Here is a 26,672-nt window from a genome sequence, read left to right on the forward strand (position 1 = left end):
TAAATACAATATGGGATTTTTTTCTTTTATTCAAGAAATAGCGATGGATCTTGGTACAGCCAATACAATCATTATCAGTGATGATAAGATTGTGGTTGATGAACCGTCCGTTGTTGCCCTTGACCGTCGCACCGACAAGATGATTGCCGTGGGGGGAAAGGCAAAAATGATGTATGAAAAGACGCACGATAACATCAGAACCATTCGTCCTTTGCGCGATGGTGTTATTGCAGACTTCACAGCCTGTGAGCAAATGATGCGTGGCTTGATTAAAATGGTGCATTCAGGTAGACGGCTTTGGTCACCTTCATTGCGCATGGTGATTGGTGTTCCCTCTGGTTCGACAGAGGTTGAGCTACGTGCTGTGCGCGACAGTGCAGAGCATGCAGACGGTCGTGATGTGTATTTGATCTTCGAGCCTATGGCTGCTGCTATCGGTATTGGTATTGATGTAGAGGCACCAGAAGGTAATATGATTGTTGATATTGGTGGTGGTAGTACCGAAATTGCTGTTATTTCGTTGGGTGGTATCGTTAGTAATAACTCCATTCGTACGGCAGGTGACGATCTTACTGCTGACATTCAAGAGTATATGAGCCGTCAGCATAACGTCAAAGTGAGTGAACGTATGGCAGAAAGGATTAAGATACATGTTGGTTCTGCATTGTCTGATCTTGGTGATGAGGCCCCGGAGGATTTCATTGTTCATGGGCCTAACCGTATTACAGCACTCCCAATGGAAGTTCCTGTGTGCTATCAAGAGATTGCACATTGTCTTGATAAGACTGTGGCAAAAATTGAAAATGCGGTTCTTTCAGCACTCGAGAATACGCCACCCGAGCTTTATGCGGATATCGTGAGGAACGGTATTTATCTCAGTGGCGGTGGAGCTTTACTGCGTGGTCTTGATAAACGTCTGACCGATAAGATTAATATCCCGTTCCATATTGCTGAAGACCCGTTGCATAGTGTGGCAAAGGGAGCAGGTATTGCCCTCAAGAACATTGACCGATTCTCGTTCTTGATGAGATAAATAAAATGTTAGGTGTTGGCAGAATGAATTTTCATTGTCAACACCTAATATTTCATGATAAATTTAGTTTATGCGTAATCTTTTAGATTTTCTCGTAAAATACAGCTATTGGTTCCTGTTTTTTGTCTTGGAGGCGGTGAGTTTTGTTCTGCTTTTCCAATTCAACAGCTATCAAGGAAGTGTATGGTTTTCATCGGCCAACGCCGTAGCGGGAAAACTCTATGAGACAACTTCAGCGGTAGAATCCTATTTTCAACTGTCCAAAATCAATATAGAACTTACCCAACGCAATTTATATTTAGAGCAAAGACTCTGTAAATTGGAGAAAGAGAAGAGTGATTCTGTTGCAGATTCAACAATGGAAAACAGTCTGTTGCTCAAGAGTTTGCAGCCTTATCGATTGATTTCGGCCCAGGTTGTGAATATGAAATGGGGAAGAAAAGACAATCTTCTGACTATTGATAAAGGCGAGGCTGACGGTATTAAAAAAGACATGGGAGTAGTTTGTGGCACAGGTATTGTCGGCATAGTCTATCTTACGTCCGCCCATTATTCCATAGTTATTCCTGTCCTTAACTCTCAGTCTAACATCAGCTGTGTCATTCAGGGACGTGGTTATTTTGGTTATCTGCACTGGACAGGTGGTGATATTTCAGAGGCTTATGTTGACGATGTGCCACGCCATGCACATTTCAAACTCTATGAAAATGTCGTAACCAGTGGTTATTCCTCAGTTTTTCCAGCTGGTATTATGGTTGGAAAGATATTGCATGTGTATAATTCTGCCGATCAAATGTCTTATCGTTTACGCGTGAAACTATCTACAGATTTCGGTAGGTTACGTGATGTCTGTGTCGTAGACAACACGGCTTTGTCGGAGCAAATAGAGGTTATGCGTGCTGCAGAAGACTCTATCCGAATGAAAGAAGCGGGGAAAGCAAACTAAATTAAAAGGTAGGAGACAAAGAACATGAATATACAGATATTAAGAGGAGCATTGCTCTTTGCGGTTCTTTTGCTTGTTCAGGTGTTGGTGTTTAACCATATCCATCTGTTCAACTGCGCCACACCTTTGCTTTATATCTATGTAGCGCTGCTCTTCCCACGTGACATTCCACGCTGGGCAGCTTTGGTTTCATGCTTTATCATGGGCTTTTTGGTTGACATGTTCTCCAACACTCCAGGGGTTTCCATGGCGTCACTCACGTTTCTCGGACTTATCCAGCCGTTCGTTTTGAATTTGTTCATGCAGCACGATAGCGCGGATGATTTGCAGCCATCAATGCGTTCTTTAGGTTTTGGTAGGTTCTTTTACTACACCGTTGTCATGGTACTTGTTTATTGCATACTGTTCTTTACACTTGAAACTTTCAATTTTTTCAATTGGATACAGTGGCTCGAAAGCATTGCGGGAAGCATGATAATCACTGTCATTCTTATTTTGACACTTGATAATTTCCGTTCAAGATAGGTGTAGAGAGTTAGAGATTGTCTGCTGGTTTATAACAAAAAACGATTATTATAGGTGAAATCTTATAATCTTGAAAATAGACGTTTTGTAATTGGTGGTGTAGCTTTAGCCATTGTGCTGGTCTATATCATCCGGCTTTTCACAATTCAATTACTTAGCGATGACTTCAAGAAGAATGCCGATAGTAATGCTTTTCTCAAGAAAATCGATTATCCTTCGCGTGGCGCTATTTACGATCGAAATGGCAAACTGATGGTTTATAACCAGCCTTCTTATGATATTATGGTTGTCATGAACGAGGCAAAAGGCCATATTGATACGCTCGAACTCTGCAATGCACTTGGTATCAGCAAGGTGTATTTCGTCAAACGGATGGATGATATCAAGGACCGTAGCAAGAATCCTGGCTACAGCAGATTTACCGAACAGCTTTTCATGACGCAGCTTTCCGACAGGGAGTTCAGCGTATTTCGAGAGAAAATGTTTCGTTTCCCAGGCTTTTATGTGCAGAAAAGAAGTATTCGGCAATACACCTATCCCTATGCAGCTCATGTTCTGGGCGACATCGGTGAGGTTTCCGTTTCCGACATAGAAGAAGACAATTATTATCAACCGGGTGACTATATAGGCAAACTCGGTGTTGAAAAATATTATGAAAAGGAACTTCGGGGCGAGAAAGGTGTGCAGATTATGCTGCGTGATGCCCATGGAAGAATACAAGGAAGCTATCATAATGGGAAGTTCGATCGACGGCCTGTTGCCGGGCGCGACCTCACATTGAGTATTGATGTGAAGCTTCAGGCATTGGGCGAGCGTATGCTGCAAGGCAAGATTGGAAGCATTGTTGCTATCGAACCAGCAACGGGTGAGGTATTGGCAATGGTCTCATCGCCGACATACGACCCTCGTAATCTTGTCGGCCGACAGCGCAGCAAGGCACATGCAGCTCTCTCGCGCAATGTGTGGAAACCGCTCCTCAACCGTTCTATCATGGGACAATATCCGCCGGGATCAACCTTCAAGACAACGCAAGCGCTGACCTATCAGACAGAGGGTATCATCACACCCAACACGATGTTTCCTTGTCATCATGGCTTTTCATACCGTGGTTTGCATGTAGGTTGCCACGGACATGCGTCACCTCTGAACCTCATTGAGGCCATCAGCACGTCTTGCAACGGTTATTTCTGCTGGGGACTCTATTATATGCTGGGCAATCGACGTAAATATGGCAACGTACAGAAAGCCATGGATCGCTGGCGTGATTATATGGTGAGCATGGGATTTGGCTATAAATTGGGTATTGATTTGCCTGGTGAGAAGCGTGGCTTGATACCGAATGCCTCGTTTTATGACCGAGCTTACCATAAATCATGGAATGGATTGACGGTTATCAGCATTGCTATCGGACAGGGAGAAGTTAATCTTACACCGCTTCAAATAGCAAATCTTGGAGCCACCATTGCCAACCGAGGTTATTTTTACACGCCTCATGTGGTGCGAAAGGTGCAGGGATTGCCACTCGATACAGCCTTCACGCACCGTCATCGCACGATGGCCAGTGTACGTTCTTACTCAGCTGTGGTTGCAGGTATGCGCTCCTCAGCTTTGAAGGGAACCTGTAAGGCGCTCGGACATCTGCCGTTCACGGTCTGCGGAAAAACCGGAACGGCACAGAACCGCGGTCAAGACCACTCGGTTTTCATGGGATTTGCACCAATGGATAATCCTAAGATAGCCATTGCGGTCTATGTAGAGAATGGTGGATTTGGTGCTGATTTTGCTGTACCAATAGCCGGAGTGCTCTTCGAACAATATATGACAGGTAAACTTTCACCGTCGGCTGAGCGCATGGCCACGGCCTTACAGAATCGCAGAATAGCTTATGGTTCGAACAACAGATAAACAACCCAGTGTGCTTCGTTCGCTTGATTGGTGGACGGTAGGCATCTATATAGCCCTCCTTGTCTTTGGTTGGGTGAGTGTTTGCGGTGCAAGTTACACCTACGGTGACACTGATATTTTCAGCCTTTCCACTCGTTCAGGCATGCAGATAGTCTGGATTGGCACATCATTGTTCTTGGGCTTGGTGCTGCTTTTGCTTGACGACCGCTTCTATGATACGTTTTCCTATGTCATCTATGCAATATTATTGTTACTGCTTTTCCTTACGATCTTCAATCCACATGAGATAAAAGGTTCGCGTTCCTGGCTTGTCTTAGGTCCACTCCGACTGCAACCGGCAGAGTTTGCAAAGTTTGCAACCGCCCTCGCTGTAGCCAAATTGATGGGTTCTTACGGCTTTAACATCCACCATTGGAAAGATTTCGTTGCGGCATGTGGCGTTGTCTTGTTGCCCATGCTTTTCATTGTGGCCCAGAAAGAGACGGGGTCGGCGTTGGTTTATCTGTCGTTCTTCCTGATGTTCTATCGTGAGGGAATGCCTGGAAGCATTCTGTTTACGGGTGTGGCCATGGTAGTTTATTTCGTTGTGGGCATTAAGTTTGAAGGCGTTTCTTTGTTGCAAACACCAACCTCCTTAGGCGTTTTTGTCGTCATTTTGCTTATTCAGACGTTTACATCTGTAATGGTCAACGTCTATTGTCGCAATAAGAAACTGATGTGGTACATGCTCGGTGGCAGCTTTGGAGCAACGTTGTTAGCGCTGCTTTTCTCGCTTTATGTGATACCGTTCAACATTATTTGGGTACAGTTGCTTGTCACTGTTATCATTGTGGGCTATCTCTTGGTGGAGTGGCTACGCACGCGTTTGTCTAATTATTTCTTTATTTTGGCCTTTGCAATAGGGTCGATAGCTTTCTTCTATTCGGCCGATTATGTGCTCAACAATGTGCTCGAACCTCATCAGCGCGTGCGTATCAATGTCTTGTTGGGCCTTGATGACGACCTCAGTGGTGCGGGGTATAACGTTCATCAGAGTGAGATTGCCATTGGATCGGGTGGTTTGCGAGGCAAAGGTTTCCTTAATGGAACGCAGACGAAGTTGAAGTTTGTCCCCGAACAAGATACCGATTTCATCTTCTGTACGGTTGGAGAAGAAGAGGGATTCTTCGGTTCGGCAGGCGTACTCATTCTCTTTCTGCTGCTTATCCTGCGTCTTATTCATCTTGCCGAACGACAACCTTTCGCCTTTGGGCGCATCTATGGCTATTGCGTATTAAGCATATTCCTCTTCCATGTGTTTATCAATGTGGGCATGGTACTTGGACTTACACCTGTGATTGGCATTCCATTGCCATTCTTCAGCTATGGAGGTTCTTCGCTATGGGGCTTTACTTTCTTGCTGTTTATCTTCCTTCGCATAGATGCAGGAAGAAATCTTGTGCGCATAGAATAGGGGAATTGTCTTGCAATTTGGCTGTTGTATAGCGTGGGATAATTCTTTGTCAGGTTTCTGTGAAGCTTTAGTTTGATGATATTTCACGACACAAGAGCTCTTGATTTTGTAAAGATTGTTAGCAGGTTTTTAACACTTCCGGGGCAGACCAAATAGAAATGAAAACCTGTCTTTACTGTCAGTATAAAGCCATTTTATGACCTTGACGTCCCTGTTTCTATCCCTTTGGCATGTAGCTCCATTCATCTGATACCTCAATTATGGATAATATAAAATAAGGTTCCATTTACATGGCGTTGCAATTTGTATTGAATAACCTCACAACTAAAGTCATTTTACACCGCTATTTGAGTCAGATTACATCGCAACTTGATGCATATTACGGGATAATTTGACGTAAATCGCATGGCTTTTCAGCGTGATTTCATCTTACATTTTGCATGGAATTCTGCAGCATTCTGATAGTCAGCATTTTACAAAACGGCCTTAAAACTCGCAAATTTTGAATGGCAGTAAATCTTGTTTTGAATTTACCAGTGATGTAAGAGCAATTGTAAATATCCTTGATTAAATTTAACATATAATCTGCCTCATAGGATTATGGCGAGAAAAACCATACATCAAGTCATTGCAGGAACAGATATTTACATAATCGAATGACACGATATGTCGGACATTCAAGCCCTCATCTTCCTTGAAACAGCAGCTACAGGCAAATCAACAGCTATCTAAAAACATCTTCATGAGCATGAAAAAAGCCTGTCAGACTGGTTAATCTGACAGGCTTTTCCCTTTTTGACAGCCTACAATGGGCATGCACCCATCGGCATGATTACAGCAAAGCCTTGAACTTTTCGTCGAGAATTGCCTTGCTTGCAGCACCTACAAACTTGTCAACAAGCTTGCCATTCTTGAAGAAGAGAATAGTAGGAATGTTGCGAATACCATAGTCTGCAGCTACATCATCATTCTCTTCGACATCGCATTTGCCGACAACAATCTTGCCGTCATACTCTTCTGCAAGCTCTGAAATGATAGGCCCTACCATGCGACAAGGCCCACACCAGGTTGCCCAAAGGTCTACTACCAATGGCAATTCGCCGTTCTTATAACTCTCAATGTTTTGGGTTGTGATTTTAACTTCCATCTTATTTGTTTCTTTTATTAGTAATCTTATATACTTTTGCAAAAGTAATCATTCAGTTTCATAAAAGCAAATGCCATGCCAAAAAGTCTGTTAAAACAGTCGTAAAGACTCATCAGTTGATGTGATAGGACATGGCAGAGTTGCTGTCAACATAGTTCAGGAGTTCTTTGGTGACGTCAACGGTGTGGCTCCGTGAGCGCAACATCACGCTGACATTATGCTCGCGGTCTATAACCTGCACATAGAGTTGCGCCTTCCCCGGCGTCTTTTCAACTAACGTGCTTAGGTCGTTGACGACGGCTTCTGTAAGTACTGTACTGTCAACAGATATGGTAATCTTCTCCAAACGCGTATCTTTGACGGTCTGCATGTACTGAATATCCTGCACACGGAGGTCGTAGAAGTTACTGTCGCGATAGCGTTGTTGGCACTTGGCTGTAATATATACGATGCAACCTTCAGTCAACATACCACGCCAACGCCCCCACTCTTCACCGAAGAAAGCCAATTCTCCGCTGCCTTCGAAATCCTCCAAAGTGACAAAACCGCATGGTTTCCCATTCTTGGTAAACTTGGATTTCACCCCTGTTACAATGCCACCAATAGAGATTTCCTCTTTCTTGGCAAGCTCTTCTTTCTTATCTATCTCCACACAATGCGTGTTACACATCGACTTCAAGATAACCCCATACTCGTCTAAAGGGTGCGCACTGAGGTAAATTCCTACCAAATCACGCTCGCGGTTGAGCCTTTCAATCGTGCTCCAATCCTCTGCATTGCCGGGAACCGGACGTGAAATCTCGACTGCACTCTCGCCTCCGAAGAGCGAGTTCTTGGCTTCTCGCTGCTCTTGCTGATAGAGCTGACCATAGCGAACAAGCGTATCAAGGAACACATCTCCTTTCATTCCTGCTGCGAAATATTGCTCACGGCGGAATTCAAAGCCATCGAAACCGCCGCTCAAAGCCAGAGATTCGAATGCTTTTCGATTGACACAACCATAATCAACACGTTCAGCGAAGTCATAGATATCCTTATATGGGCCATTAGTTTCGCGCTCTTTAACGATTGACAAGGCTGCAGTTTCACCCATTCCCTTAATGGCAGAGAGGCCAAAACGTATTTCGCCTTTCTTGTTTACACCGAATTCTGAGTAGCTTTCATTGACATCCGGGCCGAGCGTTGCTATCTTCATGCTCTGGCATTCCTCCATGAGTTTGGTGATTTCGGTTATCTGACTGAAGCGCCGAGTCATAAGCGCTGCCATGTATTCTGCAGGATAATGCGCCTTCATATAGGCTGTCTGATAGGCTACCCACGAATAACATGTGGCATGAGACTTGTTGAATGCATAGGAAGCGAACTTCTCCCAATCACCCCAAATCTTTTCCAACACCTTCGGATCATGCCCATTTTCCTGTCCCTGCTTAATGAATTTAGGCTTCATCGCATCAACAATGGCCTTCTTTTTCTTACCCATCGCCTTACGAAGGGCATCACTCTCACCTCGTGTGAAGTTAGCCAATTGACGTGAAAGCAACATCACCTGCTCCTGATACACAGTGATACCGTAAGTGTCCTTGAGGTATTTCTCCATGCAAGGAATATCATATGTCACTAAAGTTGGGTCGTTCTTACGCTTGATAAAATCAGGAATATAGTCCATTGGACCAGGCCGATAGAGGGCATTCATGGCGATAAGATCCTCGAAAACCGTAGGATGCAGTTCACGAAGATACTTCTGCATGCCCGGTGACTCAAACTGGAATGTACCGATAGTACGGCCCTGTTGATAGAGCTGATAGGTCAGTTCGTCATCTATGGGGATATTATCAAGGTCGATATCATCACCAACAGTCTTCTTAACAACCTTGCAGGCTTCCTTTAACTCCGACAGAGTCTTGAGTCCAAGGAAGTCCATTTTGATGAGTCCGGTAGACTCAATGACATGCCCATCGTATTGTGTTACGGCAGTTTTCAAGCCTGGAAAATCAGGATCATCAGCCGTTGAGACTGGTACCCAGTTGCTGATCGGGTCACGACAGATAATGAAACCACAGGCATGAATACCCGTTCCGCGCACCGTTCCCTCAAGCATTTTAGCATATTTGATTGTGTTTCGCTCGCGTGGATCCTGTGAAACTTCGGCCTCACGGAGTTCTGGTGTGCACTTAATGGCATTCGTAAGATTCATCTTCAAGCCGTCGGGCAGACGGTCAGGGATAGCTTTACAGAGGAAATTCGATTTATCCAAAGGTAGTCTTTCCACACGCGCGACATCCTTGATAGAGTTCTTTGTGGCCATACTTGCATAAGTAATGATATGCGCGCAGTTCTCATGCCCGTACTTATCCATTACCCATCGCAACACCTTTCCACGTCCGTCATCATCAAAGTCGGTATCAATATCGGGGAGATTCACACGATCTGGATTGAGAAAACGCTCAAACAGAAGGTCGTATTTCAAGGGATCTATCTTCGTAATTCCCAAGCAATAAGCTACCACGGAGCCTGCTGCAGAGCCACGCCCAGGGCCAACCATGACACCCAAATCAGTGCGGGCAGCATTGATAAAGTCTTGAACTATGAGGAAATATCCCGGGAAACCCATAGTCTTCATCACGTGAAGTTCGAAGTTAATATGCTCGCGGACATTATCCGGAACAGGGTCTCCATAAAGCCTCTTTGCACCATCATAGGCTAATTTTGCAAGGTAGTCGGCCTCAAACTTGATGCGATAAATCTTATCATATCCACCAAGACGCTCGATGACTTTCTGCCCTTCTTCCTGCGAAAGTGGGTTTTCTCCATTTTCATCAGATGTGAATTCCCTGTAAAGATCAGCCTCCGTAAATTTCTTCCTCCACCCTTCTTCTGTACCGAAAGACTCCGGAATTGGGAAGAAAGGCATGATAGGGCCATGCTCTATGCTGTAGAGTTCGACCTTATCAAAGATTTCAAGCGTGTTCGATAAAGCCTCGGGAACATCTGAAAAGATATCGTTCATCTCCTCACGAGTCTTGAACCATTCCTGTTTGCTATAGCGCATACGGCTTGGATCATCGAGATCTTTACCCGTAGAAAGACATAATAAATGGTCGTGTGCTTCGGCAGTTTCCTTGTCTTCGAAATGCACATCATTCGTACAGATGACCTTAATGCCATACTCCTTAGCAAATTCCAACAACACTTTATTGGCTTTCTGCTGCAGCGGGAAGGCTTCACGATTGGCCAGAATTGTAGGATCTTTCACCTCATGACGCTGCAATTCGAGGTAATAGTCATCACCGAAAACACGATGATACCATTCACAAGCCTCGCGTGCTCCTTCCAAATCGTCCTTGATTATCTTTGAAGGCACCTCGCCGGCAATACAAGCTGAACACACAATCAGGTCTTCGTGATACTTCTCAAGCTCTACTCTATCCGTACGCGGACGGTAATAATACCCCTCCATCCACGACTTGCTGACTAACTTTATAAGGTTCTTATAGCCGTTATAGTTCTTGGCCAATACGATAAGATGATAGCCGGAGTTATCTCCATGCTCTTTAACTTTATCCTGAAGTCTATGCCGTGCCACGTACATTTCACAGCCAAGGATAGGCTTGAAAGGTTCAAGTCCATCGGCTTTCCGCTTTTTATTGACGCCGGCACAATAGTCGGCAAACTCCTTGATGCCGAACATTACACCGTGATCCGTAATCGCCATACCCTTCATTCCATTTTCGACAGCCTTATTTACAAGGTTAGATATCTTGGACTGGCCGTCAAGAACCGAATAATAAGTATGGACATGTAGGTGAATAAAGTCTTGCATAAGATAATAATTTGGGTTGCTAAGGTACTGCAAAAAAAGAGGAATACAAAATAAAACAAGGTTTTTTATTTTAGATATTTGCTCATAAAACAAAAAATAATTACCTTTGCGATGAATTAGTATCTATTCTAATAGACTATGATTAAGAAGATAAAGAAATTTAAGAAAATACGTATTCACCGCGAAGGGACCGATACCCTTCTCTACAGTTTCATAGCCTACGCAGCGCTTGCACTACTATTGTTTCGGTTAGACAACAAGCTCTTTTTCTGGTCATTCCTAATTATTTTCGGTTCAGTTTATGCCATTGTGCTCAACTTCTACCGTTGTCCTGTGCGCTGTTTCTCTGAAACTGACGAGACAGAAAAGGTTGTTGTTGCCCCTGCCGACGGCAAGATTGTCGTTATAGAAGAAGTAGATGAGAACGAATATTTCCATGATCGCCGCCTGATGATCAGCATATTCATGAGCCTTTTCAATGTTCATGCCAACTGGTTTCCTGTTGATGGCAAGGTGAAATTCGTGCGCCACCAAGACGGGAACTATCACAAAGCCTGGCTTCCCAAGGCAAGTGAGGAGAATGAACGCGCTGACACAATGATCACTACTCCCGAAGGAGAGGACATTCTGTGTCGTCAGATAGCCGGAGCCATGGCACGTCGCATCGTTACCTATGCCAAAGAAGGTGAAGACTGCTATATTGACGAGCACCTTGGATTTATCAAATTAGGAAGCCGTGTCGATGTGTTTCTGCCCATTGGAACCGAAGTTTGCGTGAAAATGGGACAGACTACGATAGGTGACCAAACGATTATTGCCAAACTGAAATAATGGGTATTAAGAAACATATTCCAAATAGTATCACCTGCTGCAACCTCATTTCGGGATGCATAGCCACGACGTTTGCTTTCGCCGGAGACGCTAAGATGGCCCTTCTCTGGATTATCATCGGTGCAGTATTTGACTTCTTCGATGGCATGTCAGCACGTCTGTTGCACGTGTCATCTCCCATAGGCAAGGAACTTGACTCGTTAGCCGACGATGTTACATTCGGCGTTGCTCCTGCCACAATTCTATTCTCCGAGTTGTCTGTTCTGGAGTATCCCGGAGTTCTTTTCGGCATAAAAGACTACATCCCTTACATTGCTTTTCTCATGGCAGCATTCTCTGCTTTGCGCCTTGCAAAGTTCAATCTCGATGAAAGACAAACCACTTCATTCATCGGTTTGCCCACACCAGCCAACGCATTGTTCTGGAGTTCACTCATTGTCAGCAATCCTTCATGGCTCGAAAGCTCGTCTTATTCCATATTCATCCTCTTGATCATGCTTGCCGTCAGCTGCTATCTGCTCGTGTCAGAACTGCCGATGTTTGCCTTGAAGTTCAAGCAGTGGGGGTGGAAAGGAAATGAAGTGAAATACTGTTTTGCAGTACTTTCCATTGTCTGCCTTGCTGTTTTCGGACTTCTCGAAGCCTGGTGGATTATCATTACCCTTTATCTTGCCGGCTCAGTTTTGCTTTGGTTGAAGGATAAAGCATGACAACCAACTTCACTTTTCAACACACCTATATAATTAAGGAGGGATAGACGATGTTCTTATTCAAGTTTATATTTCTGCTTTTCATAGTACTCTTCATATTCATCTTGCTGACAGCTTTTCGCTTCATCAATACGTTCCGAAACAATATCAACAGATACAATCAACGTGCACAAGACTTCGGTCAGCGACAACAGAATGCACAACGACGCCGCACCTACGGTGACAGGGAACAAGTATTCGACACACGTGAACCCGAGGAAGCCAACAAGAAGATATTCAAAGAAGATGAAGGTGAATACGTAGATTACGAAGAAGAGAAGTAAATCCTCATCAACTCTGTAAGCTTTCTATGCCCGAAAGAATGCTAAGCAGGCAGAAAGATTAATGAGCGTAAACAGAGAAGGAGGCACAAGTACCCAACGACGAAACCCTTTCCTATAGAAGCTGCAAGCCCAGAATGCACCGATATAAATCAAGAAAGTATAAGCGTTGGCCAATATAAACAAAGCCACAGCCTTCCAAGAAACGCCTGGTGCATCAAAGAAAAAGATGGTTACAAACACCACTAACGGTGATATTAATTGCGGACTCAATGCAAACAACTTCAACCAAACTGGCACATCAGAGTTCCGCTTCAAAAAGAAATAAATGCAAATTGCATGTAATGCGAGGATAATTGTCATTCTGCCTTCTTCTGTTAGGTCTGTAATAATACTGCAAATTTAGTAAAAAAACACAGAAACAAATGCCTTTTTGACAGGAAAGATAAAAAGAACAGTCCGCCATCATCAGTTGGGTTTTCTTGCTGTTCCTCCTTACTTCCGACATATCCTTACCTGTTTTGGCAGTGAATTCAAGCAGGTAAATATCATCAGGACGATTGGACTGTATTTGTACTGAACTGAAACTATCTCCAAAAATCAAACGGGAAACAACCGAATACCATTGGTGTACAAAGAACTTTACAGTGCAAACGGATTATAAGTTAAATCTTATCAAGGAACTTTACAAATGTTCTCGCATAGCTCGCATATTTGAAATGAAAGACTATCCCGCTCCAAATACGGGCTGTATTTTGGCAATCCATAACGCATTGGTTATCAGAATTTTGCAAAAATCAACACAAAATAAAGACTAAAATAACATTGAAATTCCATGCAATCTACGTCAAATCGTCTCACCATCAGACTTAAATCACAGCACTTTTTGAGGTAAATAGCAGCATCAAACACCTTAGTTCAGGATAAGCAATTGAAACTATTCAAAAGCAAAGATTTATCCCCAATTCGTGTAATCCATATCTGTTTGCATAATCATTTGACATTGATTATTCTGCTTTTTGACTCAAATCACCATGCAACTTGCGTCACTTTACGCCGTAAAATGACTCAAATAAGCATGCGTTCTATACCCTGTCGTGTAGTAATCTCCACCCTATTGTTTCATCATAATGACCATGTGGCAAGATAAGAGGCGAGAGGTGGGAGGGCAACTCTGTACGAGTTGTGCTTTTGAAAGCCTCACGTCGGCGAGCGAAGTGAGCCTACGTGGGGATAAAATGGACGTATGAAATGAACCCGGAACGGGTTCAGCTTTTTCGTATCCGCCACGTAATTGGAAGAAGCAAAACCCGTACCGGGTTTGAAAACCACGCGTTATCATTCCCACGAGGTAGGCTCGTTCCTCGCCAACCACGGGCTTTCAAAAGCATAACTGCTACGCAGTTACTACATGAGAAATGTCTCATCGCATAACACAATATCCGTTGTCACTCATAGGAACGAAAGTCGGGATAGCCCAGCATGGCACTCATCGCACGACACAATATCCATTGTCATCATATAATAACAGGTAGTTTATAGAACAATATATACCCAATCATGTGACAATCTCTATTAAATCGTGTGGCAACTTGACGCTAATTACGCTGTAACTTGACGCTAATTAGCGTGTAACTTGAGTCACTTTATATCGTAAAATGACTTTAGTTGTGAGGTAACTAATCACTGAAAATGAAGAAATGTTGAGGTTGATGTAAACTAACTGATAATGAGGAGGAAATACACGAATTAGCATAATACTGCTCTATTTGTAAAGGGCAGAAATATGCAGATTTAGGCAGAAGTTCAGTTACCAGAGTGTTACCTTGTTTTGATGTTGGTAACGATGGAGAAGAAATAGGTAACTGAATTATTATCGTTCGTGTGGCTGTTGCTTCGGTCGGCAGTTTTCTGCGTAAGTGAGGAACGCTTTAATTCGGGTAATTTTGCCCACAAATATTAAAGCGTATGAAAACAGAGAAAATGAAGGTGTTGCTCTACCTTAAAAAGAGCGGTTTGGACAAGTCGGGCAAGGCCCCGATTATGGGACGTATTACCATTGGGCGTTCCATTGCCCAGTTTAGTTGTAAACTCTCCTGCAATCCCGGCTTATGGAATTCACGTGAGAGCAGGATGGACGGCAAAAGCCGTGAGGCGGTGGAGATTAACGGAAGGTTGGAGAACTTGTTGCTTTCCATTCAATCTACCTATCAGTCGCTAATTGCCAAAGGACAGTCATTTGATGCAACTGATGTAAAGGAACAGTTTCAAGGCAGTGTGCAGGCACGATGCAGGCTCATCGAAAGGCTGGGGATATACTCATCAAGGAGAAAGAAAGCCATATCGGTATAGACATCAAGGAAGGATCTATGTCCGCCTATTATTCCACTCGAAAACGATTACAGGAGTTTATACAGAAGAAGTATCATGTTTCGGATTTGGCTTTCTCGCAATTGCCAGAAAGCTTCATCTACGAATTGCAAGCATTCTGTCTTGGTGAGCTTGGTCATCAGCAAAGCACATTCTTCAGAGTTGCAGCAGATTTGAAGACCGTCTGTAGGCTGGCTTATCGTGAGGGGCTGGCAGATACGCTTCTGTTTGATAAAGTACATATAGAACGAGGAGACAAGAAAGCACCCAAAGCTCTCGACAAGGAAGCATTGGACAAACTCAAAGCACTCCGCTTTGATGAATTGGAAAAAGAAATGGAAACTGCTCGTGATGTGTTTCTCTTCGCCTGTTATACCGGTGCAGCCTATTGTGATTTGATGGAACTAAGCAAGAAGCATCTTGTCCATGATGATGCAGGTAGTTTTTGGTTGAAGTTCAACCGACAGAAGACGGGTGTGCTTTGTCGTATCAAACTGTTACCGGCGGAGGCTATTCGATTAATAGAGAAAATGCACAGCGATGAAAGGGAAACACTGCTCCCTTTCATGGGGTATAAAAACTATCAGAGTTGCCTCAAAGCTTTACGACTTCGTGCAGATATATCCTTTCCCTTTACCTCGCACACGGCAAGACACACCTTTGCCACGCTTATCACCTTGGAACAGGGCGTTCCAATCGAAACGGTGAGTAAGATGCTCGGACATACGAACGTAAGTATGACCGAACGTTATGCAAAGGTTACACCGCAGAAACTCTTTGAGGAGTTTAACCGTTTCCTTTCTTTCACAGAAGATTTACGTTTAACCATTTAACCAAGATTTTTTATGAGAAGTACATTCAAGATATTGTTTTACATCAACAGACAGAAAACAAAGGCAGACGGCAAGACTGCTATTCTCTGCCGTATCACCATAGATGGTAAGAGCACTGCTATCACCACAGGCGAGCAGTGCAAGTCCTCCGAGTGGAACAGCAGGAAAGGACTGACAACCGACAAGAAAACCAATCAAAGAATCGGCGAGTTTAAGGAACTTGTAGAGAAGACCTATCAGGATATTCTGATAAAGGACGGAGTGGTAAGTGTGGAACTGCTCAAGAACCGTTTGCAGGGAATAGCCACCATGCCGACAACACTTCTTGCCATGAGCAAAGCAGAACTGCAAGCAGTTAAAGAGTGCGTGGGCAAATCAAGGGCAGAGGGGACTTATCAGAACCTATTCTATTCAGATAAGTTGCTTACGGAGTTTGTAAAAAATAAGGGAGTGATAGATATAACCATAGCCACTATAACGGAAGACTTGTTTGAAGAATACCGTTTCTATCTGAAAAAACGAGGCTTGGCAACAGCAACCCTAAATCGTTACCTTTGTTGGCTGAGTAGGCTGATGTATCGTGCGGTCAGTCAAAGGCTCATTCGCTGTAATCCTTTTGAGAATGCCAAGTATGAGAAAGCGGAACAGAAGATACGCTTTTTGCAAAAGAGCGAAGTATCTAAACTTATGGCACTGAGAGTACTTGATAAGGAAGCAGAACAAGCAAGACGGATGTTTATCTTCTCATGCTTTACGGGCTTGGCTATTGCTGATATGTAACATTTGCAATTGGGACACATTCAAACGGCAGCCGACGGACAGAAATATATCCGTAAAGAAAGGCAGAAGACAAAGGTGGAGTTTATTGTGCCCCTGCACCCGATAGCGGAGACCGTCATCAATCAATGCAAGAAAGAACAACTGAGCATGAAAGAAATGCAGACAGTGAAAGAAAAAGGCGACGACTTTATCTTTCACTGTGCTTGTAGCCGTAGCGTGAAGAGTGTAAAGCTGCGCATCGTAGGCAAAGCTTGCGGTATCAGGGAACGGTTGTCCTACCACATGGCGAGGCACACGTTTGGCACGATGAGTTTAAGTGCAGGAATACCCATCGAAAGCATTGCCAAGATGATGGGGCACGCCTCTATATCCAGTACTCAAATCTACGCACAGGTGACGGACAATAAGATTTCGGAGGACATGGACAGGTTGATAAGGAAACATCAGACAAAAGAAACGAAGGAGGAAACCGTATGAATGTCAATCACCATCAAACAAAAAGAGAGCGAAGCTATTTCGAATGGGGCGATAATATGCAAATCACTCGCAAAGGCAAAGGCGAGATAGCTATGACAGAGAGTGAACTCGTAGATTTCTTTAATGTAACATGGAGGAAGCTCAATTATCAATTGCAACTACTCCTCAAAACATTTTCCCTACATCCCGAGGAAAGGAATGTAGGGGAGGTGGAAGTGTTCGTAAATGGACAGTTAAAAGGTTATGCTTCGCTTTATCCGCTTTCAATCATCATCGCTTTGTCTTATCAATTGGACAGCGCGGAAGCACACCTGTTTAGAAAACACATCTGTCGAGAACTGCACCGCTCTGCACCTGTGATGGAGCAGATATATCTACACTGCAATGGCAGTATCAATTGATATGCTTTTCTCTTTCATCGATATCAACCTACGACATAACTACAAAAGATGTATTAAAATGGAGTCAGAAACTGTACTTTATCTTCACCCACGCTTCGGAGTTCTTACCATACATGGCAAACTTGCCTTTGTTGGCATGGAAATAGTCGTAGCCGGCGGTTAGTTCTATATCGTCGTTGAGAAAATAGGAGGCGGAAAGGCGGTTGAAGATGCCGCCGTTTGCCACGTCGATGTAGGCAAAAGTGGAGAGTTTCAGCGTGTTGTGCAGCAATTCCTTCGAGAGTCTTGCTGTGGCAAGCCCGGCATTGCGATAGACGGAGAGTGCTGCGAGATTGCCCGATGTGTATTTATGATAATACTGCACGCTGATGTTCCAGTCGTTACCCGGATACCAGTCTACCCCTGCAAGGGCGTTGAGCGTGTTGCGTCGCACGGCATTCTGCCCCAAGCCGCTTCCTTGTGCCTCGCCTATGTACTCGGCGACTTCGGCGCGGAGGACAAACTGACCGACGGGCAATGAGCAGTCGGCACCCAACATCGTCATACGGCGGTACTGTCCGTTGATGTGGAGCGTCCTTCCATCGCCCGACAGGGCAGGGCAAAGGGCGGGCAGCTTGTTCCACGTCCGCAAGGCACTCACGGAGAAGTCTATTCCGCTGAGATTGACGCTTGCCCGGCCGCCAAACTCCATATTCTTGATTTTCTTCTCCGGCTTGCCGCTTTCCAAGTCGGTGGTATAGGGTAGTGTAGCAGATGGCAGGCGTATTGCCCACGGATTGCGCTCGTCTGTCGGCAACACGAAGAAGTCTGCTACAGGATTGCACACGGCTTCAAGGGTGACCGAACCTGTCGTATACTTTGCACGCAATCCGTTGACGGGCATGCGAATGTCGTCGTAGTCTTGTGCGAGAAACTCAGTATAATCGAACGGCGACACACAATCGGTAACGCGCAGTGCATCCGCCACGCCCCATACGACAATCTGCCGCCCGACGCGCAGGTCGAAGTTGCCCTTTGCATAAGAGAGATAAGCCTCGCGCAACTCCAGTCCTGTGCGTTCTTTCAATATTCCGTTGTAGGTGGCGTTCAGGGATAGGAAGAGCGAAGCCGCCCCTTTCTCGAGTTTGAGTTCTCCCCGCGCCCGAGTCCGCGAAGCCATCCAGTCGGCACGTCCCTCCGTCCTTACGGCATGGTAGGTATCAAGAAAACCTTTCACCTGCACCTGCAAGGCGTTATCGTCCGATGCTTCGACCGTTTCCTGCGGAGTGCATTCCGAACCGATGGTATCGCTATCGGCCGGCAATGTATTTTCGATTTGGGCCGCTGCCTGCACCGAGAGTATCAGCACAAGCAAGAGCATAAATAGTTTCATATCAGAGTCCTTTCTCCAGTTGGGAAACAGTGAAAAAGTTAGGCGACAGCTTTATGTTAAACTTCTGATTGTCCATACGGATAATGGTTTTGTGTCCCGTCTGTACATTCTCCATCTGCATAAGGTGCATCGTCCAGAAGCCCTGCATTTTATTTATGTTGGAAATCGTGAGCCTACGGTGCAGCTTGTTCAGCTTATCGTAGTATTCCGCCTTTACCGCCATCAGGCAGTCCTGCCGAACCCAGGTGACGCGGCGTGTGTAAATCTCATCCTTGTCGTTGGGTACCGACTCTACCACCCAACATTTTTGACCGCCCAACATTTCTTCGCGCAGAAGCGTATGCTTCTCTTCGTCCACGCTGCGGGCGCTCATATCGTTGTAGGTAAAGTCGCTGCCCATGAAGTAATCGGTTTTTGATGACTTCCCGCTGATGCGCCTCGTCTTTTTCATTGCCGGAAGATAGAGCCACTTATCGTCCACCTTGGCGGTATTGTCGTAGTCCCAAGTGAGAAATCCCGTACCCTTCACGTCGCCGGGATAGGTGAAGAACATGATTTTCTTCATATCATTGCCTATGTCCATTGCCCACGATTCGAGTTTCCTCACACGCTTATGACCGCTCTTCTGAATGAGCGTCATTTCGATGGTGGCAGAACGTGTGTCGCCGTCTGCACGGTTTCTTACTTTCTGCATGATGTCTCTGCCTGACTGCCCTGCTGCTTGTGCACTACAAACCGCTAGTATGGCGATGAACAGCAATGTAAAATGTCTTGTTTTCATATCGTTATATTTTGTTTCTTATGATGTTTTTTGTTACTCATGAAGTCTTTTTCCATTCCCAAATACTCGGAGATATTTAAAGGAAATGGGCGTGAGAAAGAGGTCTGCCAGCAGTGCCGACGTCATACCAGCAACAGCCAGAATGCCCCAATTGCGCATCTGTGTGCCATCGGAGAAGACGAAACCTGTAAACGTAGCTGAGATGACGACCGTGGACATCACGATGGCAAGTCCTTCTGTGCGGAAGGTTCGGTTGATGGATTCTGCATAATCGTCGCATCTGTCGTATGCTACATGGCTGTGGTTGATGAAATGAATGGTGTCGTCGACGGCAATACCCAAGACCATCGGAATGAGCGAGGCAGTCATCATATCGAGCGGATAGCCCAACCAACCCATCATACCGCCCACAATGATGGCAGGGGCAATGTTCGGTATCATACCCACAAGCCCTACTTTCCAGTTGCCGAAGACAAGCACGAGGATAATACCGATGACCAATACCGACAACAGCATAGACCACATCTGCCCACGTTCCACATACTGCTGCATCACGGTGAACTGCGGTATGCTACCTACCACAGAAATGTGTGCATTGGGAAAGAGCTTGCGTGCCTCCATCTGCAAGTCGTTCATTTCCTTTTCTGCCTCGTTGGAGTTGTAGTTTTTCATTTCTAACTGCAATCGTAAACGCTTGTAGTCGTAGTCCATCCAGTATTCCGACTCCGTACCACCTGCATTCTCATAGAGCAACAGTAACTGCGCCACCATATCGGCATTGTCGGGAATACGGTAGAACTGCTGATTGTTGCCGTTGAGCGTGCAGTTCATGTCCTTTACGATGTCGGTGATGGAATTGTGGCGTTTCGTTAGTTTGTAGCCACCCGCAATCTCCGCCAGTCGGTCGAGTTTCTGCAAATTCTCTGGCTTTTTGGCGTCGTTGTCGTTTGGCAAGGTAATCATAAGGTCGTAGGCATATATCGAACCGAGCTCGGTTTCGCAGAGATCAAGGAATTTCTTGACATAAGGAATCTTTCGCCCCATCGTTTTTTCGATGTCGAATGCTGGTTCGATGAAGAAGAGTCCGATACCGCAGAAGATGGTCAGTAAAACCGACGATGCAACAATGAAACGATGGTTGCGCATCACGAAACTGCCGAACAGTTCGAATCGTTTGCCGATATATCCTTCAAAACTTTTCGACATATCGGTGACAGGCTTGCGATCCTTGCCAAACGACAACAGAATGGGGGTAAGCAGCAGGCAAGTGAGCAGCACGGCAAGCAGACAGAGCGAGGTGTTGATGCCGATGGCTTGCATCGGTACTATCTTCATTGACAAGAATGTCATCATAGCAGCCACGGTGGTAAGTCCCGACAGCAACACACCCCAACCTGTTTCGCTTACAGCTTCCTTGATAGATTCCCTGCGTTTGCCTGTTTCTACAAACTGCGTCTTGAAGAAATTGTACAGGTGGATATTATAGGCGATGGAGCAGGCAAAAGTTAGTATCACAGCTATCATTGTTGTAGTCATATCAATGTAGATGCCTGTCCAGCCGATGATGCCGAAACTGATAAGCAATCCGAACAAGGACGTGAGCAGTGGTGCAATAACGCCACGCAGCGAACGGGTTACGATGAGCATCACAACGATGGAGATAATGAAGGCAAAAAGAAACAGTCTGCCCAATTCGCCTTTGAGATAATTGAATTTCTCATAGCCCAGATAGGGCATTCCTGTGGCATTGGGTGACAGCTCGGCATATTTTGCCTTGCCAATAATGTGTCCAGCTTCTTTGCCCGTAATCATGTCGGGTGCAATATCGCTTGTCTTCTTCCACACGCTATCTTCGGGGAACGGCCGCAATTTCACCATAATCCATGTCATCGTGCCATCGTGCGACAACATCTTCTTTGCCAAATACGGTTTGCTGTACGCTTTCTGCCGGATAACATTCAGCGAATCGGTATCTGACGGAATTTCGTCGGGAACAATCTGTTCTATGGTCATACCCTCCTCTGTACCTGCGGTAAACTCAATATCGGTGAGCGACGTTACTTTGTCGGCATATGACAGGCTGTCTTTCAGTTCGTTGCTCAGCTCGCGAATGAGCGTTAGGCTGCGTTGAGAGAAGATATCTTTGTTTTTCACCAGCACCGCCACATAGTAGTCGTTGCCGAAGATAGACTTGAACTCGTTGGTCTTGAGCAGCATCGGGTCGTCGCTCACGAAATAGTCGTCGAACGAGGTTTTCATCACGATGCGCTTCGCCCCCACAAACGAGAAAGCGATGATGATTGCGAACAACGCACCGACCACAAGACGGTGGCTGAGTATCCAGTCTGCCAACCGCTTGAATTTACTATTGATTTTTACGATTTTCATTGTTGTTTTATTTTTATTCTTAGTATTATCTCTAATCAGTCGTTGGGAACCTTTAATACTTACAGAATTGGATACACATATCCAACTAAGTGGATGAATTTGTCCACGTCATTAGACTCGTCTGTCCAATTTGCACGAAAGGCATATACCCGTAAGTCATATATTGTTGCTGTTTGCCATAATCCTTTGCGAGCAATTGATGTAGAGGGGTATCATTACTGTTTTTCCTGTTGCAGACGAATCATGCGGGCGAACTCGCCGTTACGAGCCAACAGTTCGTCTGGAGTGCCCTGTTCGCTCACCGTTCCGCCACTAAGCACCACGATGTGGTCAGCATTGCGGACGGTGCGCATACGGTGTGCTATGATGATAACGGTTTTGTTGCGCACCAGTTCGGAGATACCCGCTTGTATTTTCGTTTCATTCTCGGCGTCAAGGCTTGCGGTAGCTTCGTCGAGAAGTATGATAGGGGCATTCTTCAGCAGGGCTCGGGCAATGGAAATGCGCTGCCGTTCGCCACCCGAAAGGGTTTCTCCGTTTTCGCCGATAACGGTATCGTAGCCTTGCGGCATTCGGCTGATGAAGTCGTCGCACTGCGCGAGTCGGGCAGCGTGGTGCACTTCTTCGTCGGTTGCGTTGCGTTTGCCGATGCGTATATTATCGGCTATAGAGGCATTGAACAGCAATACGTCCTGAAAAACAATGGAATAGTGTTTCAGCAACGTTTCGGGGTCAATCTTTGAGATGTCGTTTCCACCCACAAGAATTTGTCCGTCGTTGATGTCCCAAAAGCGTGCGGCAAGCTTGGCAGTAGTACTTTTGCCCCCACCCGACGGTCCTACGAGGGCGGTAACAGAGCCTTGGCGTGCCGTGAAGGAAACATTGTGCAGCACTTGCTTCGCGGTTTCGTAGGCAAAACTTACGTTGCGGAACTCGATGTCGTAGTTGTCGAGTTGTACAGCTGCACTTCCCTCCTGCGTGGGCATGCTTTCTATTTCCTTCATACGGTTGATGCGCACGTCGAGGAAGGAGAGAAGGGCAAGGTAGTTGCATACTTCGATAATGGGATTGTAGACCATTGCCGATGCCAAGAGGTAAGCCAAGTAGGTGAATACCGACACTTTGTCCTGCTGTAACAGCCACGCTCCCACCAATATAACGGTGGGCATACCGAGCTTGAGCAACATTCCGGCGAGGTTGAGGAAGACCCCTGCCACGAGTTCGCCGCGCACAAGCTCGCGTTCGTAGCCCTTCAGCAGCTTGTCGAAGCTGTGGCAGTATGCCTGTTCGCCACTGTATGACCTTATTTCCTGCATACATTCCAAGCCTTCCTGTATCTGTTCGGTTACACCGCGCTTCACTTTATAGTGCTGAACGAAGGCTTTGTGGAGCTGACGGCGCGACAGCAGCAGTGTGGCTACGGCAAGCGGAACGACCCAAAAGAGGGCTAAAGCCAACTGCCAGTTGTAGGAGAACATACCAATGGCGATGATGACGACGCTCAGAGCTGATGCAAACAGCTGGGGAACAGCGTGCGAGAAGGTTTGCTCGAGCATCGTGCAGTCTTCCATCACGGTAGAGGTGAGGTCGGAAAGGTTGCGTTCGCCGAAGAAAGAGAGGGGCAGGTGGCGAAGCTTTTCTGCCACTCCGATGCGGCGTTGCGCACTCTCGTTGTAAACGGTGGTGTAGGTGCTGTCGTACTGTCGGAGGGCTATGAAGAACATAAGCACAGCCAAGAGCAAAGCCACAGCCACATAGAACCACAGCGTGTGAGGCTCGGCGGGAGTTTCGGAGTCGATGTACTCCATGAGGAAGAAGAACAAATAGGTGGGTGGCAGCATCAATGCGAGGTTCATCAGTGTAGAGAAGGCGATGCCTTTCCGCAAGTCTTTCGCTCCTTTTTCGGTGAGGGCGAACCGTTGTTGAAGATATTTTATCATTGTCTTGAGTCCTTTCTGTTTAGGTTTATAGTTTCCATGCCACCGACTTTTGGTATTCGTTCCACATCCTATAATATAATGTGGCTTGCTCCATGAGCTGTTGGTGGGTGCCCTGTTCGGCTATTCTGCCCTTGTCCACCACGACAATGTTGTCGGCATCTTGCACGGTGGTCAGTCGGTGGGCTATCATGAGCACAGTCTTTCCGCAAGTAAGGTGGGCAAAGGCTTTCCTGATAAGGTGCTCGTTTTCAGGGTCGGCAAAGGCAGTAGCCTCGTCGAGCACCACGATGGGAGCATCTTTCAGAATAGCACGAGCAAGCACTATGCGCTGCTGTTCGCCACCGGAGAGGTATGTTCCCTCTGCTCCTATCACAGTGTTCAGTCCCTGTGGCTGCCGCTCGATGATTTCCCGACTCTGCGAGAGGTCTATGGCGTGGTTCACCTGCTCGATGGTTGCATCGGGATTGCCGTAGCGTATGTTCTCTAAGATGGAGGTCTTGAACAGTCGGGTGTTCTGAAATACGAACGACACATTGCGCATCAACGTTGCCTTATCCATGTGTCGAACGTCCATACCTCCTATTTTCAAAATGCCTTCGCGCACATCCCAGAAGCGTGGAATGAGCCTTGCGATGGTTGTCTTGCCGCTTCCAGATGCTCCCACCAGCGCAACGATCTTGCCTTGTGGTATGTCAAGGTCGATGTGGCTTACGGCATCGTGCTCCGCCGCTTCGTATCGGAACGACACATTGTGCAGGCTGACATCGAAGGTTCCCACTTTATTGGGCTCGGAACTTTCAGGAAGCGGCGGTGTGGCGGTGAGTTTCTCCAATCGATCTACTGCTTCGTTTGCCAGAAAAAGGTTCTGACTGAGGTGCATGGCTTTCATCACGTTGGCTGCAATGATGGGTGCGATGAGCACATACAGTACCATATCGGAAACTATGATGGTAGTTTCGCCGCCGTGCCCTATCAGTATGATGCCCATTGGTACAAGCAGAAAAGCGAAAGCATTGATAACTATGGTGTAGGTAGACATGGGGGTACGCCACAGAAGGGTGTACCTGATGACAAGGTCGCGGTAGTTGATGATGCTATCGTGAAAGCGTTTGAATGAGAATACCGTCTGTTGGAAAACCTTCACGACGGGTATTCCGCGCACGTATTCTACGGCTTCAGCACTCATTTTCTCTTGTGCGTCGAGGTACATACGCTGGAAATCGTTGTTCTTTGGGTTCATCATGTAGCCCATGATGCCGAAGGCGCACACTATCGGTACCATTGCGGCAATGCCCAACTGCCAGTCTACGGCAAGCAGAAGAACTATAATGCCTATCGGAGCCACCACGCTACCTGCCACATCGGGCAGTATGTGTGCTACGAAAGTGTGGGTCTGACTCGAATCTTCATCTATTATCTTGCGCATGCACCCCGTGTTCTGCGTGTCGAAAAAGCCCAACGGAATACGCATCAGCCGTTCCATTGCAGTGCGCCGCATATTGGTTTCGATGCGGAAAGCGGAAAGATGTGAGAGCATGAGGGCGGAAAAATAGAGCAAAATATTCGCCACTGACACTGCGAACGCCGCAATGGCATAGTCCCATACGGGCGTATTGGCAAGGTTTCCATCGGCAGTGAGCAGCGTGCGCACTACCAACCATAGGAAAATAAAGGGTACGAGCGACAGCAGTCCGTTCACTGCCGACAGCACAACCGAGCAGGGCAGCAATGGCTTGCGCCCTCCCATGTAACGTCCTAAGCGTTTCAGTATTTTTATCATCTTCTTCTATATATGTTAAAAGGTTATTGTTCCTACGGTTTCATCAGCTCTCTCCACCCTGCCATACTGTAAGCGGCATACTGCTCGAGTGCACGGTTCACCTCGCTTTCGTCGTAGTCCTCGTGCTCCACAAGTTCGCAGAAGATGTTCACCCACATAGAACTCGCAATGTGCAGGAAGAAGGGCGAGATGTCAATGTTGATGTGCGGATAGCGCGCTTTCATCAGTCGCAGGTATTCCGAACCAACTTTCATTTGGTGCTTAACTATCCTTTCCTTGTACCCAGTAAGCGATGTGCCCTCGGCATTGAACAGCAACAGCCGAAGCTCGGGGCGGTAAAGCCTCACCATTCGTTTCATTGCGCCGATGTATTCGTTCTGGAAATCGAGTGCGTCGAACACCTCGATGCTTAGGTGCCGCTCTTCGTTGTGCGACAGAATGTAGCGGTTCAGCTCGTTGAGCAGCGGCCGCAGCACCTCACAGAACAGCTCGTCCTTGCTGCGGAAGTAGTTGTATACGTTGCCAGCAGCAATGCCCGCACGCCGCGCCACTGTGCGGATAGACGTGCTGCGTGCGCCGTGAGCGATGAACTCCTCTCGCGCCACGGCAACGATACGCAGCCGAATGTCGTCTTTCAGTTTCTGCATACCCCCATGAAAACTTTAAATAATGAACAAAGTTCTGTTTTGTTCATAAAAAAATCGCACCGTTTCGTAATCGAACGGTGCGATAGATTGAACGAACCCATTTGCGCTCTTACTATATAAATATTGTGTATTCGCATAGTTGCAATGTTTATTTTGCAAAAGTAGTAAAGATATAAAAACACTGCAATACCCCAAAATAAGTATTTTGCAATA

Annotated in this window: 18 protein-coding genes and 2 pseudogenes; 11 read left to right on the plus strand and 9 right to left on the minus strand. The window is 46.1% G+C overall.

All coding sequences use genetic code 11. The annotated features are described in order from the left end of the window. Positions 1-10: 10 nt before the first annotated feature. The 5 genes from EL210_RS11045 to rodA all read left to right on the plus strand — a co-directional run bounded on the left by EL210_RS11045 (position 11) and on the right by rodA (position 5,862). Entirely contained in the window at positions 11-1,033 is a 1,023-nt protein-coding gene (locus EL210_RS11045) for a rod shape-determining protein (protein ID WP_004371553.1), read from the plus strand. 70 nt (positions 1,034-1,103) lie between these two features. Further along, complete coding sequence (gene mreC, locus EL210_RS11050) at positions 1,104-1,979, plus strand: rod shape-determining protein MreC (RefSeq protein WP_018919616.1); 876 nt, start codon at positions 1,104-1,106, stop codon at positions 1,977-1,979. A 24-nt stretch (positions 1,980-2,003) separates the two neighbouring features. Next, positions 2,004-2,504, plus strand: coding sequence for a rod shape-determining protein MreD (gene mreD, locus EL210_RS11055; protein ID WP_025879732.1), 501 nt, complete (start codon positions 2,004-2,006; stop codon positions 2,502-2,504). A gap of 54 nt (positions 2,505-2,558) precedes the next feature. Next, entirely contained in the window at positions 2,559-4,409 is a 1,851-nt protein-coding gene (gene mrdA / locus EL210_RS11060) for a penicillin-binding protein 2 (RefSeq protein WP_018919618.1), read from the plus strand. After that, positions 4,390-5,862: a rod shape-determining protein RodA gene (rodA, locus tag EL210_RS11065; RefSeq protein ID WP_004371549.1), complete on the plus strand. Its 1,473-nt coding sequence runs from the start codon at positions 4,390-4,392 to the stop codon at positions 5,860-5,862. The genes mrdA and rodA overlap by 20 nt, the downstream gene beginning before the upstream one ends. An 832-nt stretch (positions 5,863-6,694) precedes the next feature. On the opposite strand, the gene trxA is transcribed toward rodA, so the two are convergent. Next, complete coding sequence (gene trxA, locus EL210_RS11070; protein WP_004371542.1) at positions 6,695-7,009, minus strand: thioredoxin; 315 nt, start codon at positions 7,007-7,009, stop codon at positions 6,695-6,697. A gap of 112 nt (positions 7,010-7,121) precedes the next feature. Then, on the minus strand, positions 7,122-10,829 hold the full coding sequence (gene dnaE, locus EL210_RS11075; protein ID WP_018919619.1) for a DNA polymerase III subunit alpha: 3,708 nt from the start codon (positions 10,827-10,829) through the stop codon (positions 7,122-7,124). Positions 10,830-10,967: 138 nt separating this feature from the next. Between dnaE and EL210_RS11080 the strand changes: the two genes are divergently transcribed. Genes EL210_RS11080 through EL210_RS11090 form a run of 3 tightly spaced genes read left to right on the plus strand, consistent with a single transcriptional unit; the run spans position 10,968 to position 12,693 of the window. After that, a complete protein-coding gene (locus tag EL210_RS11080) occupies positions 10,968-11,660 on the plus strand; it encodes a phosphatidylserine decarboxylase family protein (protein WP_004371544.1) in 693 nt (230 codons plus the stop codon). Continuing rightward, a complete protein-coding gene (gene pssA / locus EL210_RS11085; protein ID WP_018919620.1) occupies positions 11,660-12,370 on the plus strand; it encodes a CDP-diacylglycerol--serine O-phosphatidyltransferase in 711 nt (236 codons plus the stop codon). The genes EL210_RS11080 and pssA overlap by 1 nt, the downstream gene beginning before the upstream one ends. Positions 12,371-12,420: 50 nt before the next feature. Next, positions 12,421-12,693, plus strand: a complete 273-nt coding sequence (locus tag EL210_RS11090) for a DUF4834 family protein (RefSeq protein WP_018919621.1) — start codon at positions 12,421-12,423, stop codon at positions 12,691-12,693. A 24-nt stretch (positions 12,694-12,717) separates the two neighbouring features. Here the strand turns inward: EL210_RS11090 and EL210_RS11095 are convergent, their stop codons facing one another. After that, positions 12,718-13,053 carry a hypothetical protein gene (locus tag EL210_RS11095; RefSeq protein ID WP_018919622.1) on the minus strand — a complete coding sequence of 112 codons (336 nt, stop codon included), beginning with the start codon at positions 13,051-13,053 and terminating at the stop codon, positions 12,718-12,720. 1,605 nt (positions 13,054-14,658) lie between these two features. Here EL210_RS11095 and EL210_RS11100 point away from each other — a divergent pair. The 3 genes and pseudogenes from EL210_RS11100 (at position 14,659) to EL210_RS11110 (ending at position 17,551) form a co-directional block, all read left to right on the plus strand. Beyond that, positions 14,659-15,893, plus strand: a pseudogene (locus EL210_RS11100) (site-specific integrase). Between the two features lie 12 nt (positions 15,894-15,905). Then, positions 15,906-17,150: pseudogene (locus EL210_RS11105) on the plus strand (tyrosine-type recombinase/integrase). Then, positions 17,147-17,551 (plus strand): hypothetical protein, encoded by a 405-nt coding sequence (locus EL210_RS11110; RefSeq protein WP_018919625.1) that lies wholly within the window; start codon positions 17,147-17,149, stop codon positions 17,549-17,551. Before EL210_RS11105 ends, EL210_RS11110 begins: the two are co-directional and overlap by 4 nt. A 64-nt stretch (positions 17,552-17,615) precedes the next feature. Here EL210_RS11110 and EL210_RS11115 read toward each other — a convergent pair whose 3' ends face one another. The 6 genes from EL210_RS11115 to EL210_RS11140 all read right to left on the minus strand — a co-directional run bounded on the left by EL210_RS11115 (position 17,616) and on the right by EL210_RS11140 (position 26,459). After that, complete coding sequence (locus EL210_RS11115; protein ID WP_018919626.1) at positions 17,616-18,923, minus strand: DUF1302 family protein; 1,308 nt, start codon at positions 18,921-18,923, stop codon at positions 17,616-17,618. Between the two features lies 1 nt (position 18,924). Next, positions 18,925-19,704 (minus strand): outer membrane lipoprotein-sorting protein, encoded by a 780-nt coding sequence (locus EL210_RS11120; RefSeq protein ID WP_026285886.1) that lies wholly within the window; start codon positions 19,702-19,704, stop codon positions 18,925-18,927. 33 nt (positions 19,705-19,737) lie between these two features. Then, a complete protein-coding gene (locus EL210_RS11125) occupies positions 19,738-22,092 on the minus strand; it encodes an efflux RND transporter permease subunit (RefSeq protein WP_018919628.1) in 2,355 nt (784 codons plus the stop codon). Between the two features lie 215 nt (positions 22,093-22,307). Further along, entirely contained in the window at positions 22,308-24,032 is a 1,725-nt protein-coding gene (locus EL210_RS11130) for an ABC transporter ATP-binding protein (RefSeq protein ID WP_018919629.1), read from the minus strand. 25 nt (positions 24,033-24,057) lie between these two features. Continuing rightward, positions 24,058-25,812: an ABC transporter ATP-binding protein gene (locus tag EL210_RS11135; protein ID WP_018919630.1), complete on the minus strand. Its 1,755-nt coding sequence runs from the start codon at positions 25,810-25,812 to the stop codon at positions 24,058-24,060. 32 nt (positions 25,813-25,844) lie between these two features. Next, entirely contained in the window at positions 25,845-26,459 is a 615-nt protein-coding gene (locus EL210_RS11140; RefSeq protein ID WP_018919631.1) for a TetR/AcrR family transcriptional regulator, read from the minus strand. Positions 26,460-26,672 lie beyond the last annotated feature (213 nt).

Source organism: Segatella oris (genome assembly GCF_900637655.1).
Taxonomy (GTDB): domain Bacteria; phylum Bacteroidota; class Bacteroidia; order Bacteroidales; family Bacteroidaceae; genus Prevotella; species Prevotella oris.